Raw genomic sequence first — 13,733 nt, 5'->3', positions numbered from 1 at the left:
TGAAAACGCTCTAGTATCCGCCCGCGTTCCGCACCCCGCGCGTGGGTGGGCGGATCGGTCTCGAGTGAGGATGTCTTGCAGGCGTGGTTCGTTCTCGCGGTCGCAGCCGGCTATGTGACCACGCTGTTCCTGATTGCCTGGTGGGGCGATCGGCGGAGCGTGGACGGACCGCTGGTTTCGCCAAAATCCTGGGCGGCCGCGATCAGCTATTGCCTGACGCTTGCGGTCTACAACACCTCGTGGAGCTTCTACGGATCGGTCGGCCGCGCCGCCACCAGCGGCCTGGACTTCGCCACGATCTATATCGGCCCGACGCTGGTGCTGTTGTTCGGCCAGACCTTGCTGTCCAAGGTGATCGCGATTGCGAAGGCGCAGAACGTCACCTCGATCGCGGACTTCATCGCCGCGCGCTACGGCAAAAGCCAGGTGCTTGCGGCCTTCGTGACGCTCGCTTCGCTGCTCGGCGTGCTTCCCTATATCGCGCTTCAGCTCAAGGCTGTCGGCAAGAGCTTTGACTATCTGATCCTGCAGCCGGAGCGGGCCGGCGGCGAGGCGCTGCAGTTCTGGCAGGACTCCGCCTTCGGTGTCGCCGCATCGATGGCGCTGTTCGCGATCGTGTTCGGTGTCCGGCACGTCCACGCCAGCGAGCATCATCGCGGCTTGATGCTGGCGATCGCCTTCGAGAGCGTGGTCAAGCTGGTCGCCTTCCTGATCGTCGCGCTGTTCGTGCTGTTCGGCCTGTCCGGCGGGCCGGTCGCTCTGCTGTCGCAGTTTCAATCGGATCCGCAACTGGGGAGCATCCTGACCTTCGATCCCACGCAGCCGGTCTGGCCTTCGACGATCATCATCTCGGCAATCGCCTTCCTGTGCCTGCCGCAGGCATTTCACGTCGCGGTCGTCGAGAACGAGGCGCCGAGCCACACGCGCACCGCGGCGTGGCTCTACCCAACATATCTTGCGCTGTTCAGCCTGCTGATCCTGCCGATCGCCGCGGCCGGGCTCAACCGCTTCGGCGCGATGATGGACCCCGACACCTACGTCATCTCGCTGCCGATCGCGGCGAATGCAAGCACCATCAGCCTGATCGCCTTCCTGGGCGGACTGTCTGCCGCCACCGGCATGGTGATCATGACCTCCGTCGCGCTGAGCACCATGCTCTGCAACGACGTCATCATGCCGCTGCTGCTGCGCTCGAGATTCTTCGGCCTGCGCGCGGAGAGCCGGCCGATGACTTCGGTGCTGGTCGCCGTGCGCCGGTTCTCGATCCTCGGCATCCTGCTGCTCGCTTATCTCATGCACCGCCTGGTCAACCAGGCGTACCCGCTCACCGTGATCGGACTCCTGTCGTTCGTCGCGGTCGCGCAATTCGGGCCGGCGTTCGTCGGAGGCCTGTTCTGGCAGCGTGCCAACAAGACCGGCGCGGCGATCGGGATCGCGGTCGGACTTTGCATCTGGGCCTATACGCTGCTGCTCCCCTCGGCTGCGCCGCTCTGGCCCGCGATCGAGGAGATCGTTCGCCAAGGCCCATGGCAGTTCGCTTCCCTCAGGCCCAACGCGCTATTCGGCCTCGAAGGGGTCGACCCGATCTCGCATGCCACGCTCTGGAGTCTCGGCGCCAACCTCGTCTGCTTCCTGATGTTCTCGGCGCTCGGGCGGCAATCGACCGTCGAGCGCAACCAGGCGGCGGCGTTCGCCGATGGCGTCGTCCGCGAGTCGATCCCAAAGCTGTCCTCACGCGTGGTGGTGCGCCTCGACGATCTCCGCGCGCTTGCGCTGCGCTTTGTCGGTGCTGAGCGCGGCGCGGCCGCCTTCGACAGCTATATCGCTGCTCGCTCGTCGGGCGCCGGGCCACGCCTTGATTCATCGGGTTTCGTCGATCTCGACTCGATCCGATTCACCGAGAACCTTCTTGCCGGGGCGATCGGCGCGGCATCGGCGCGCGTGGTGATCGCGGCCTCCCTGGAAGGGCACTCGCTGTCGCGGCGGGCGGCGATGGCGATGCTCGACGAGGCGTCGGAGGCGCTACGCTTCAACCGCAGCCTCCTGCAGAGCACGCTCGAGAGCGTGCCGCAGGGCATCTGCGCGTTCGACGCCGACTTCAACATCACGGCTTGGAACGGCCGTTTCATCGCGTTGCTCGACCTGCCGCCGGATTTCGTGCGCGTCGGCCTTTCGCTCGCGGACCTCATCGCCTTCAACGTCGAGCGCGGCGAATATGCCGCGTCCGAATTCGCCGCGCTCCTCGTCAATCGCGACGTCGCCACGCAGAGCTGGCCCTATTTGTACGAGCGCAAGCGGCCGGACGGCACGGTGCTCGAGATCGTCTACGATCGCGTCGCCGAGGGCGGCTATGTCTCGACCTACACCGACGTGACCGAGCGTCACCGCGCCGCGGAAGCGTTGCGGCGCGCCAACGAGGATCTCGAGCTGCGCGTCCGTGAGCGGACCGAGGCGCTCGAGCAGGCGAAGGCGGAGGCCGAGCAGGCCAATCTCGGCAAGACCCGTTTCCTGGCGGCCGCCAGCCACGATCTGCTGCAACCGCTCAACGCGGCGCGCCTGTTCCTGTCCGCGCTCGACGAGAGTCTGCATGCCTCGTCGCAAGCCGGTACAGCCGAGAAGGAGCGCACCCTCGCGGGCAGCGCCATCACCGCGCTGCGCTCGACCGAGCACGTGCTGGACAGGCTGCTCGACATCTCCTCCTACGATGCCGGCGCCGTTCGGGCCGAGCCGTTCGACTTTCCGATCGCGGATATGCTCGTGCAGTTGAACGTGGAATTCTCGGCGATGGCGCGTGAACGCGGGCTCGTCCTTCGCGTCGTCGATTGCCACCTTGCGGTGAACAGCGATCCGCATTTCCTGCGACGGATATTGCAGAACCTGCTGTCGAATGCGCTTCGCTACACGCCCAAGGGGCGCATCCTGCTCGGCTGCCGGCGGCGCGGCGGCGATCTGCGCATCGAGGTCTGGGATACTGGCGTCGGCATCGCCGCGGAGGACCAGAAGCGGATCTTTGAGGAGTTTCAGCGCCTCGTGCCCGGATCGGAGAAGGGGCTGGGCCTTGGGCTCGCGATCGTCGATCGCGTCTCGCGGCTTCTGGGCCATCCCGTCGATGTCCGTTCGCGCCCGGGACATGGCTCGTGCTTTGCCGTCACGGTGCCAATCGCGCGGGGGCCGGGCGTTCCGCTTCAGCGCAAGGCGGCGACTGTAGCGCCGGCGGTGGCGGAGCAGCCACTGACGATCCTGTGTCTCGACAATGATGCGGCGATCCTCGATGGCCTGACGGCGCTGCTTGGCGGCTGGGGGCATCGCGTGCTGGTCGCAACGGACGCCGCCAAGGCGATGGCTGCCGCCGCGGCGAGCCCGCCAGATGTCGTGCTGCTCGATTATCATCTCGACGGGGAGCGTAGCGGCTTGGACTTTCTCGACGATCTGCGGCAGAAGTCGGGGCGCGGCATCTGCGCGCTCGTCGTCACCGGAGATCGCGGCGAGGCGGTGCGCAAGGAGGCGAGGGCGCGCGGCTGCGAGGTCCTGTCGAAGCCGGTCAAGCCGGCAGCGCTGCGGCGCTTCCTCGGCGGCGAAGCCTTGAGCCGGCAGTTCGGGACGAAACAGGGAGCCTCTTCGGCGTAACCATGCGCATCCTCATCGGCGACGATCATCCGCTGGTACAGGCTGCGCTCCGCAGCGCGCTGTCGACCGTGCTGCCCGATCTCGACATCGTCGCCTGCCAATCGCTCGACGAGGCGATAGGCGTGCTGTCGGCCCAGTCCGACGAGATCGACCTGATCCTCTGGGACCTGACCATGCCGGGCATTCAGGGATTCGCCGCGCTGTTCATCCTGTCGGCGCAATTCCCGACGGTGCCGGTCGCGATCATCTCGGCGCGGCAGGATGCCGCCACGATCCGCCGGGCGATTGCCTATGGCGCATCCGGCTACATCCCGAAATCGCTCAGCCTGCCCGAGATGGCGGAGGCGATCACGAAGATCCTGGCCGGCGAGATCTGGATGCCGCTCAATGTCGGCGGCCGCGGCTCGATCCAGAGCGCCGATGTCGAGCTTGCGGCGCGAATGGCCTCGCTGTCGGCGCAGCAGCTGCGCATTCTCGCGATGATCGTCGAAGGCAAGCTCAACAAGCAGATCGCGGGCGAGCTCGATATCGCCGAGCAGACCGTGAAGGGCCATGTCTCGACCATCCTGCGCAAGCTAGGCGTTGGCTCGCGCACCCAGGCCGCCGTCCTGGCCGAGCGGTTGTCATTCGGCCAGCCTGGCGGGACTTAAGTCTTCACCTCAAAACAAAACGGAGGCCGCGAGGCCTCCGTTTTCATTGTGTTGTTCGCGAGCCTTGCCGCTTAGCCCAGCCGTCCCGCCGCGTGTGCGAGCAGGGTGTAGACCAGACCCGTTTCCGAGGTCAGGTGGCTGCGCAGCTCCTGCGGGCCACGGCCGTCGCGGGCGACTTCGTCGAGCAGGCGTTCGAACTCACTGATGTAGCGGTCGACCGTGCCCTTGAAGTTGCGGTCGGCGCGGTACTTGCGGGCGACCTCGTCGAAGGCCTTCTGGCCTGCGGGCGTGTAGAGGCGCTTGGTGAAGGCCTTGTTCTCGCCGCGCTGGTAGCGGTCCCACATCTCGGAGGCGAGATTGCGGTCCATCAGCCGGCCGATGTCCAGCGACAGCGACTCCAGCGGATTGCCACCATTCTGCGGGGCCTGCGGCTGCTGCGGAGTCGCAGCGCGGCCGCGCTGAGCCTCACGTCCGACGGGAGCCGGAGCAGCAGGACCGGTGTCGGCGCGGTTCAAGAGGTCCGACAGCCAGCCGTCACGGCCCTGGTCATTGCCGCCGGGCGCGACCGGGGGAGCCTCGGTGCGGCGCGAAGCGGGCACGCCGAGGTCCGGCGGCGGCAGGGTCGAGGCGCTGGCGCTCTCGCGCGCGCGCGTTTCGGTGCTGCGGCCGCCGACGGCTGCTGCCAGCAGCGGCTCTTCCTGGCGCTGGGCCGTGGCGCGACCCGCTGTCGAGACGTCGAGACCGCGGCCATGCTGAGCGACGATGCGGTTGAGCTCGGCGAGCGCCTCGATCTGGTCGACGATCACCTTGCGCATCTGCGCAGTGCTCTCGGCGGCCTCCTGCGGCATCTCGAGCACGCCGCGGCGCAGCTCGTTGCGGGTGGATTCGAGCTCGTTGTGCATCTCGAACGCCATCTGCTTCATGCTGGAGACGAGGTTGGAGAACTTCTCCGTCGATTGCTTGAACATCGCATCCGCCTCGTCCGTGGTCTGGCGGTAGATGTCGTGCATGGCCTCGATGGTCTGCCGGTGCTCCTCCTCGGACGCGGACCGCACCGCCTCGAACTGGCGGGTGATCGCGGCCGAACCGGCGCCGGCGGTCTCCGCCACGACGCGGGCGATGTCGCGGGCACGCTCTTCGGCGGCGGCGAGCGATTCATCGAGCAGGCCGGTGAAGCGCGAAAGCCGCTGGTCGAGATCGGCCGTGCGCAGGTCGATCGTGGTGACGAGCGATTCCAGCGCCTGCTTGCGCTCGGCAAGCGAAGCGGTGGTGTTCTTGTTGCTCTGCTCGACCACAGAAGCGGCATCGACCAGCGCCTTGCCGTGGGCGTCGAACTGGGTCGACAGCTCGCCGAGATCCTGGAGCGCCCTAGTGGTCTTGGTGTTGAACACGTTGAGCTGGTCTTCCAGGTTCTGCGTCGCAGCGCCGTTGCGCGAAGTGACGTCGTTCATCGCCGAGACGAAGTCTGCGACGCGCGTCACCAGCGCCCGTTCGAGCGAGTTGAGGTTGTCGTGCGCACCGGTCAGCACCTCCTGGAGGAGGATGTTGCCTTCGCGCAGCCGCTCGAACAGGGCGACCGTGTCGGTGCGCAGGATCTTGCTGGTTTCCTGCATCTCGGTGACGGCTGCGATCGAGACCTGGCGCGACTGGTCGATCGCCGAGCGGGAGGCCTGCTCGAGGTCCTTGAGCGACTTGCTGACCGCACCGGTGGCGATTTCGCTCGCCGCGTTGATGGTGCGGGCCACTTCCGAGCCGTTGCCCATCATGGTCTGCGAGAACGCCTGGCCGCGCGTCTCGATCGACTTCAGCGCGTCCGACGTGACGCGGTCGATGTCGAGCGTGAGCTGGCTGGTCTTCGAGCCGATCGCATCGACCAGCGCGCCGCGCTTGGCGTCGATCATGTTCGAGAGACGGTCGGCCTGCTGCTGCACGTAGGTGACGATCTCGTCGGTCTTGCCGGTCATGGCCTGGCCGAAGCTGCTGCTGGCGGCGAGCACCGAGCGCTCGACGTCGGCCGAGCTCGACTTGACCCGCGAGCTCGCCTCGTTGGAGGCCGAGATCAGCGCATTCTGGGCGTTGAGCGCGCTGGTCTGGATGTCGTTGGTCGCGTTGGTGGTGGCCGTGCTGAGCGCGCGCTCGATCTCGGTCGAGATCGTGCGGATCTGGCTCGCGGCGTCCGCCGACGTCGAGGTCAGCGACGTCTGCGCTTCACGTGCGCTGTTGAGGATCGTCGAGGCGGTGTCGGCGCCGACCGCGGTCAGCGTGCGCTCGATATCCGTGGTCAGCGACTTGATCTGGCTCGCCGCGTCGGTCGAAGCGGAGATCAGCGTGCCCTGGGCCTCGCGCACGCCGCTGGTGAGCGCCTCGATGGTGGCGCCGCCGGCGGTCGCCAGCGCGCGCTGCATCTCGGCCGCGAGCGAGCGGACCTGGCCGGTTTGCTCGGCGGAGACCGCGAGCAGGGTGCTCTGGGCGTCGCGGGCGCTGGCCGTGATCGTCTCGGCGGTCGACTGGCCGGCCTGCGAGAGCGAGCGGTGCACTTCCACCGCGAGCGACTTGACCTGGCTCGCCGCGTCCGAGGACGCGGTGACCAGGGTGGTCTGGGCCTCGCGGGCGCCGGCCGTGATGGTCTCGGCCGTCGAAGTGCCAGCCATCGAGAGCGAGCGCTGGACGTCCGAGGACAGCGCCTTGATCTGGTTGGCGGTCTCGGTCGAGGCCGCGATCAGCGTGCCCTGCGCATCGCGTGCGCCGGCGGTGATCGTCTCGGCCGTGGTGGCGCCGGCCATCGACAGCGAGCGCTGCACGTCGGCGGTGAGCGTCTTGACGTGGTTGGCGGCATCCGAGGAGGCGGTCACAAGCGTGGTCTGCACCTCGCGTGCGCCGGCGAGAATCGAGGCGGCAGTCGCCGCTCCCGCTGCCGACAGCGTGCGGTCGATGTCGGCCGACAGGGCCTTGATCTGATTCGATGCTTCGCTCGATGCCCCGACCAGGGTCGACTGCGCCTCGCGGGCGCTGGAGAGGATCGAGTTCGCGGCACCCGTGCCGACCGCGGTCAGCGCGCGCTCGACCTCGGCCGAGGTCATCTTGAGCTGGGCGTTGACGTCGGAGGAGACCGTCATCAGCGACTGCTGGGCAGTGCGCGCACCGGTCTGGATGGTCTCGCTGGTGTTGACCACGAGGTTCGTGAGCGAGCGCTCGGCGTCCTCAACGTGCGAGCGGATCGCGGTGGAGATCATCTCGGAGCGAGACATCAGGTCGTCGCTGGCCTGGCGTCCGCTGCTCTCGATGCGGCCGGCGACGGCCTCGACACGTGAGCCGAGCAGGTCCTCGAACTGGGCCACGCGAACGTCGATGTCGTTGGCGACCGAACCGACCTTGGTCTCGATGGCGTGGTGGATCTCCTGAAAGCGCGCCGTGACCGTGTCGGTCAGGTGCAGGCTGCGGCCGTCGATGGTCTCGGTGACGCCGGCGATACGGCGGTCGACCGCTTCGATCGCCTGCGCGGTGCCGTCCGTGAGCGTCGAGGTCAGGAGGGTGAGGCGCGTATCGATCGACTGCACGGCCTGCGATGCGCCGTTGGTCAGTGTGGCCGTCAGATGGGTGAGGCGGGCGTCGATGGAATCGAGCGCCTGCGATGCGCCCCCGGTGAGCGTCGTCGTGAGGTGGGTCAGCCGCGCATCGAGCGACTGGATCGTCTGTGAGGCGCCGTCGGTGAGCGACGTCGCAAGGTGGGTGAGGCGGGAGTCGATCGACTGGATCGCCTGCGTGGCGCCGTCAGTCAGCGACGTCGCCAGCGTGTCGAGGCGGCTGTCGATGGTGTCGGTGACTGCCCTCGCACGGGTATCGAACGACTGTTCGAGCAGTCCGACGCGGCCGCCGAGCTGGTCGTCGAAGGTCTTGATGTGGCCGTCGATGGTGGAGTCGAGGTTTGCGATCTTGCTGTTGAGCGAGGTGTCGAGGTTGCTGACGCGTTCGCCCAGCGTGGTCTCGAACTGCACCAGGCGCTGGTCGAGCGCCGCGGTGATCTGGCCGCTGTTGGAGGTGACGCGGGTGTCGAAATTCTCGACATAGGTCTTCAGGCTCTCGGCGATGTCCTGCGTGCGCTGACCCATGCGATCGACGATCTCGCCGCCGAAGGTCTTCACGGTGCGGTCGAACTCGGAGATGTGGCGCGTGATCAGCGCGCCCAGCGTGCCGGAGTCGCGGGCGAACTTCTCGACCAGCTCCGAGCCCTGGTTCTTCACCAGCTCGTCGAACGCGCTCATCTGGAGCGACAGCGAGTCGTGTGCGGTCTCGGTCTGGCTCACGACCTTGGCGACCAGCGTGTTCACGGTCGCGTCGAGCGCCTCGCTGGCCTTGTCGCCGGAGGTCATGATCTGGCCGGCGAGCCGGTTGCCGGCGTCGTCGATCTTGGCGGACAGGTCGTTGCTGCGCAGCTCGAGCTCGAGCAGCAGCGAGTCGGACGAATTCTTCAGGGAGTCGTGCACCTGCTCGGTCCGCTCCGAGATGCCATCGACGATCGCGGCGGAGCGCTGCTCGAACTCGCCGGTGATGCGGTCGATGCGCTCGTTGAGCATCTCGTGGACGCGGTCGGCGAGGTCGACGAACTCGTCGTGGACATGGCCGGTCTTGAAGTTGAGGCTGGTGGTCAGCCGCTCGCTGGCGTCGAGCACGGCGCGCGTGGTCTCGTTGCTGGCCTCCTCGAGGCGGTCGAGCAGGTCGCCGCCGCGCTCGCCGAGGGCGAGGATCATGTTGTCGCCGGCGTTGCTCAGTGCGCTCGTGATGTGGGCGCCGCGCTCTTCCAGCGCGCCGGTGATGCTCTTGGCGACCTCGTCGACACGCGAGGCGATCGCGTCCGAGATCAGCGCGATGTCGTGGCGCAGGTCGATCTGCACGCCCGAGATGGCGCTGCGGACCTGCTCGGCCTGGCCGACCAGGTTGTCGCGCTGATGCGCGATGTCCTGGAGCAGGGCGCGAATGCGCACTTCATTGTCGGAATAGGCGCGTTCCAGCGCCGCGACCTCGTTGGCGACCAGGGTCTCGAGCTCGCCGGCGCGCGCGATCGCGCGCTCGATGCCGTCGCCCATGGCCGCGACCTCGCGGCGGATCGCCTGGCCGACGGTGACCATGGAGTCGGAGGCGGAGCCTTCCGGCTCGGAGAAGCGCATCGCCACCTGCGCCATTGCCTGCGCGATCATGCGCATTTCCTGGCCGCGCCAGACGAGGCTCGCGAGGAAGTAGAACAGCATGATCGGCGCGAAGAACATCGCGATCAGGCCGGCGATGACCAGCACGCCGCCGCTCTGGCCCATGGCGGCCTGGATCGAGGGCAGGAAGCCGACGCTCAGCGCAGCGCAGGCCGCGAGCCAGATGCCGGCGAACACGGTCGCGAAGGTGTACACGCTGCGGGCAGGGCGGCCCTTCTGCAGCGCCTGGAGCAGCTGGCCGATGGTCTCGCGGTCGTCATTGGCCGCGCGGTGCGAGGTGCGCGGCTCCTCGATCGGCTCGAACACCGCGCGCTCATTGGCGGCCGGACGCGGCTCGAAGGCGGAATCGTCGAACACGGGAGGCGCTGGCGCTGTCACGGGAGGCACCGCGTCGCTCCGCGCTGCAGATGCAGCGCGGCTGGTATCGGCAGCCGTGTCGCTGATGTTCAGGGCTTCCTGGATCGCAGAGAGTGCCACTTCAGTGGGGTCTTTGACCTTCTTGGGAGTGTTCGCCATGTTCAGTCCGAGCCCTCGTTACTTGTACACGCCCATCGCGAGCCCCGCGCGCCACGCAAGCCCACAGACCGGATCATGCCGCTAAGGCGGATCGCCAGCCGTCCCCACCCGAACGGCTTGTCCGCCAATTTCCGCAACATCCTATTGGCAGAGCGTCGCGAATGAAATGCCCGCGATTAAGACATTCTTAATCATCGTTAACAGGATCGGGCCGTAACGCCTTAGCATTAAATGGAATTCTCCACGGAACTCGCCCGATTGCGGCAACTTTTCGTCAATAAACGGGCAGAATTACGCAAGCGGATCCAAACACTTCGTTAACCATTTCCATGCTTGGGTTGGGCAAAGCTCGCTGCTCGATCGGGGAGCGCCGCGCGATGCCGGGGGGCCTGTCGCCATGACGCCTGAACTGCAACGGATGGATTGGATGCCTTCGCCGCCGCTTGCACCCCTCGAAAGCCCCCTTGACCTCGACCATCTCGCACGCATGACGCTCGGCGATGCCGAGCTGGAACAGGAAGTGCTCGCGATGTTTGCCGAGCAGTCGGTCCGCCTGATCGCCGCGATGGCGGCGCTGCCGGCCGAGGCGGGCGCGCTCGCCCACAAGCTCAAGGGGTCCGCGCGCGGGATCGGCGCCTTTGCGGTGGCCGATGCTGCCGCCGGCCTCGAGGCCGCGATCCGGACCGGCGACAACCCGTCCAGCGCCTTCGCCGCGCTGAAAGAGGCGGTGGCCGAGGTCCGCGCCGCCATCGAGGCGAACCGCAAGGCCTGAGCCGAGATCCCGCGGGGACCCGTGGCTGTGCGCACTAGCGCAGGCCGGATCGACCCGTTATAGGACAGCCCGGACCCTCCCTTATTCCAAGAAATCCCGGCAGCACGAGCACACATGGCCAAGATTCACTTCATCGACCACAAGGGTGAAACCCGCACGGTGGACATCGAGAACGGCGCGACCGTGATGGAAGCCGCCATCCGCAACAGCATTCCCGGGATCGAGGCCGAATGCGGCGGCGCCTGTGCCTGCGCGACCTGCCATGTCTATGTCGATGAAGCCTGGCGCGAGAAGGTCGGCAGCCCGACGCCGATGGAAGAGGACATGCTCGACTTCGGCTTCGACGTGCGCCCGAACTCGCGTCTGTCCTGTCAGATCAAGGTGAGCGACGAACTCGACGGGCTCGTAGTCTCGACGCCGGAGCGCCAGGCCTAATTCTGCTCGACCATCAAGTGCTCGGCAGCGCGACCTCGATGCCGCGCTTGTGCCAGGGTCTGAGCCTCTCGATGATCTCGGCGGTGAGGGGCGCCGGCCGCCGCGTTGCCTCGTCGAGCATGACGCCGACTGACGTCGCCGACGCGATGCACTTTCCTTCCGAAAAAACGACCTGCTCGAAGGTCACAGAGGTCCGGCCCAGTTTCACGACGCCGAGGCCGAGCTCGATGGTGTTGGGCCAGTGCAGTTCGGCGCGGAAATGGATGTCGAGCCGCACCATGATCCAGGCGAGGCCCGGCGGCGTCAGCCCGTATTGCGGGCTCTTCATCAGCGTGACGCGGCCGGTCTCGAAATAGGTTGCATAGACCGCGTTGTTGACGTGCTGGTTGGGATCGAGATCGCCGAAGCGCACGTTGTCGCTGAGCCGGTAGGGGAAGTCCTCCAGTCGCGGCGTCGTGTCGAGGCGGGTTGGCGCGTTCACCGATTGATCTCCGTCATATCGTTAGCTCTTACAGCCCAGTTATCCTGCCCCGGCAAGTAGGCCTGCGTGCGGGGCGCTCCCGCTTTTATGCCTTCCCTGATCCATCCCCGTTGGCTAGACAGGAAAGGTTCCTCTGCCCGCCGGGCGCCGTCCAACCGATAACCACTGGCAAAGAGACGACATGAGCGACGCGATCAAAACCGATGTGCTGATTATTGGCGCCGGCCCCTGCGGTCTGTTCGCCGCCTTCGAGCTTGGGCTTCTCGACATGAAGGTGCATTTCGTCGATATCCTCGACAAGGTCGGCGGCCAGTGCGCCGAGCTCTATCCGGAAAAGCCGATCTACGACATTCCCGGCATTCCGCAGGTCTCCGGCCAGGGCCTCACCGACGCGCTGATGGAACAGATCAAGCCGTTCCACCCGACCTTCCATCTCGGCGAGATGGTGGAGACGGTGGAAAAAATCGGCGATCCCTTGTTTCGCTGCACCACCGACACCGGCAAGGTGTTCGAGTGCAAGGTGGTGGTGATCAGCGCGGGCGGTGGCTCGTTCCAGCCCAAGCGCCCGCCGGTGCCGGGCATCGAGGCTTATGAAGGCAGCTCGGTGCACTATGCCGTGCGCAAGATGGAGGCGTTCCGCGACAAGAACGTGCTGATCGTCGGTGGCGGCGATTCCGCGCTGGACTGGACGCTCAATCTGCATCCGGTCGCCAAGCGCGTGACGCTGCTGCACCGTCGCGACGAATTCCGCGCCGCGCCCCACAGCGTCGAGCAGATGCGTGCGCTGGTCGCATCCGGCAAGATGGATCTGAAACTCGGCCAGGTCACCGCGCTGTCCGGCGCGGACGGCAAGCTCACCGGCGCCACAATCAAGGGCAACGACAACAGCGTGACCGAAATTTCCTGCGACACCATGCTGCCGTTCTTCGGCCTCACCATGAAGCTCGGCCCGGTGGCCAACTGGGGTATTGCGCTGGAGAACAATCTGGTGCCGGTCGAGACGAGCGCGTTCGAGACCAATGTGCCCGGCATCTTCGCGATCGGCGACATCAACACCTATCCGGGGAAGATCAAGCTGATCCTCTGCGGTTTCCACGAGGGCGCGCTGATGGCGCAAAAAGCCCACCGTTACGTCTATCCGGACAAACGGCTCGTGTTCCAGTACACGACCTCGTCCTCCAGCCTGCAAAAGAAGCTCGGAGTCAACTGAGCTGCCGGGGCGGGGAGGCGATACCCCATGTTTCTGGTGCTGGAACCGTTCGCGAAATCGCCGTAGTCTGCGGCCACTCCAGTCGTGGCTTAGCAAGGTGATCATAATGCGGAATCTCTTTCCCGGCTTTCGGCTGCTCTCGCTCCTCACGCTCGCTCTCGCGCTCGGCGCGGTGCGCCCGGCTTCGGCGCAGACGCCTGAGCCCACCGCTGCGGGCCTCTGGCAGAAGATCGAGGACGGCAGGCCGGTGGGATGGTTTCTCTTCATCGACCACAACGGGGTCTTCGAAGGCGTGATCGCCAAGACCTTCCCGCGCCCCGGCGACGATCCGAACGAGACCTGCGCCAAGTGCGCGGACGACCGCAAGAACGCGCCGATCCTCGGCATCTCCTTCGTGCGCAACATGAAGCGCGAGGGCTTGAAGTACGAGGGCGGCAACGTGCTCAATCCGCGCGACGGCAACATCTGGAAGGCCAACATGAAGGTCAGCCCGGACGGGCAGACGCTGACCTTGCGCGGCTATCTCGGCATCTCGCTGCTCGGCAAGGACGAGACCTGGACCCGCCTGCCGGACACCAACATGGCGCAGATCGATCCGGCCATCATCGCCAAATATCTCCCCGCCCAAGCCGCCGCCGCGAAACCGCCGGCACCTGCGGCGAAGAAGGGCGGCGCGATGATGGCGCCGAAGCAGTAACGTACGCCCGCGCCTGTTCCGTTTTCACCGCCGTTAGCCCCACACGTCGCAGTCATTCCCCGCGAAAGCGGGGAAACGGTGCTTCCGTATTCCTTGTACAGTCTCTGGAATGCTGGAGCGCCCTCCCGTGTGCGCAATTGC

General features: G+C 66.5%; 8 protein-coding genes. 6 read left to right on the top strand and 2 right to left on the bottom strand.

What is annotated here, in order from left to right:
• Nucleotides 1–75: 75 nt before the first annotated feature.
• Together K289_RS0117405 and K289_RS0117400 are read left to right on the top strand one after the other, a co-directional pair.
• On the top strand, nucleotides 76–3,627 hold the full coding sequence (locus K289_RS0117405; RefSeq protein WP_027552710.1) for a PAS domain-containing hybrid sensor histidine kinase/response regulator: 3,552 nt from the start codon (nucleotides 76–78) through the stop codon (nucleotides 3,625–3,627).
• 2 nt (nucleotides 3,628–3,629) lie between these two features.
• Nucleotides 3,630–4,277: a response regulator transcription factor gene (locus tag K289_RS0117400; RefSeq protein ID WP_027552709.1), complete on the top strand. Its 648-nt coding sequence runs from the start codon at nucleotides 3,630–3,632 to the stop codon at nucleotides 4,275–4,277.
• A 71-nt stretch (nucleotides 4,278–4,348) separates the two neighbouring features.
• On the opposite strand, the gene K289_RS0117395 is transcribed toward K289_RS0117400, so the two are convergent.
• Nucleotides 4,349–9,997, bottom strand: coding sequence for a negative regulator of septation ring formation (locus K289_RS0117395; RefSeq protein WP_027552708.1), 5,649 nt, complete (start codon nucleotides 9,995–9,997; stop codon nucleotides 4,349–4,351).
• Nucleotides 9,998–10,394: 397 nt separating this feature from the next.
• Here K289_RS0117395 and K289_RS0117390 point away from each other — a divergent pair, with 397 nt between their 5' ends.
• Together K289_RS0117390 and K289_RS0117385 are read left to right on the top strand one after the other, a co-directional pair.
• Nucleotides 10,395–10,769 carry an Hpt domain-containing protein gene (locus K289_RS0117390; protein ID WP_027552707.1) on the top strand — a complete coding sequence of 125 codons (375 nt, stop codon included), beginning with the start codon at nucleotides 10,395–10,397 and terminating at the stop codon, nucleotides 10,767–10,769.
• Nucleotides 10,770–10,883: 114 nt separating this feature from the next.
• Nucleotides 10,884–11,204, top strand: a complete 321-nt coding sequence (locus K289_RS0117385; RefSeq protein WP_027552706.1) for a 2Fe-2S iron-sulfur cluster-binding protein — start codon at nucleotides 10,884–10,886, stop codon at nucleotides 11,202–11,204.
• A gap of 13 nt (nucleotides 11,205–11,217) precedes the next feature.
• Here the strand turns inward: K289_RS0117385 and K289_RS0117380 are convergent, their stop codons facing one another.
• Nucleotides 11,218–11,685 (bottom strand): thioesterase family protein, encoded by a 468-nt coding sequence (locus K289_RS0117380; RefSeq protein ID WP_027552705.1) that lies wholly within the window; start codon nucleotides 11,683–11,685, stop codon nucleotides 11,218–11,220.
• Nucleotides 11,686–11,866: 181 nt separating this feature from the next.
• Here K289_RS0117380 and K289_RS0117375 point away from each other — a divergent pair, with 181 nt between their 5' ends.
• Entirely contained in the window at nucleotides 11,867–12,895 is a 1,029-nt protein-coding gene (locus tag K289_RS0117375) for an NAD(P)/FAD-dependent oxidoreductase (RefSeq protein WP_027552704.1), read from the top strand.
• A 106-nt stretch (nucleotides 12,896–13,001) separates the two neighbouring features.
• Nucleotides 13,002–13,592, top strand: a complete 591-nt coding sequence (locus tag K289_RS0117370) for a DUF2147 domain-containing protein (protein ID WP_027552703.1) — start codon at nucleotides 13,002–13,004, stop codon at nucleotides 13,590–13,592.
• The last annotated feature ends 141 nt before the right edge of the window (nucleotides 13,593–13,733 follow it).

It is taken from the genome of Bradyrhizobium sp. Cp5.3 (assembly GCF_000426265.1).
Lineage (GTDB): Bacteria > Pseudomonadota > Alphaproteobacteria > Rhizobiales > Xanthobacteraceae > Bradyrhizobium > Bradyrhizobium neotropicale.
This window is presented reverse-complemented; position numbering and strand designations above follow the sequence as displayed.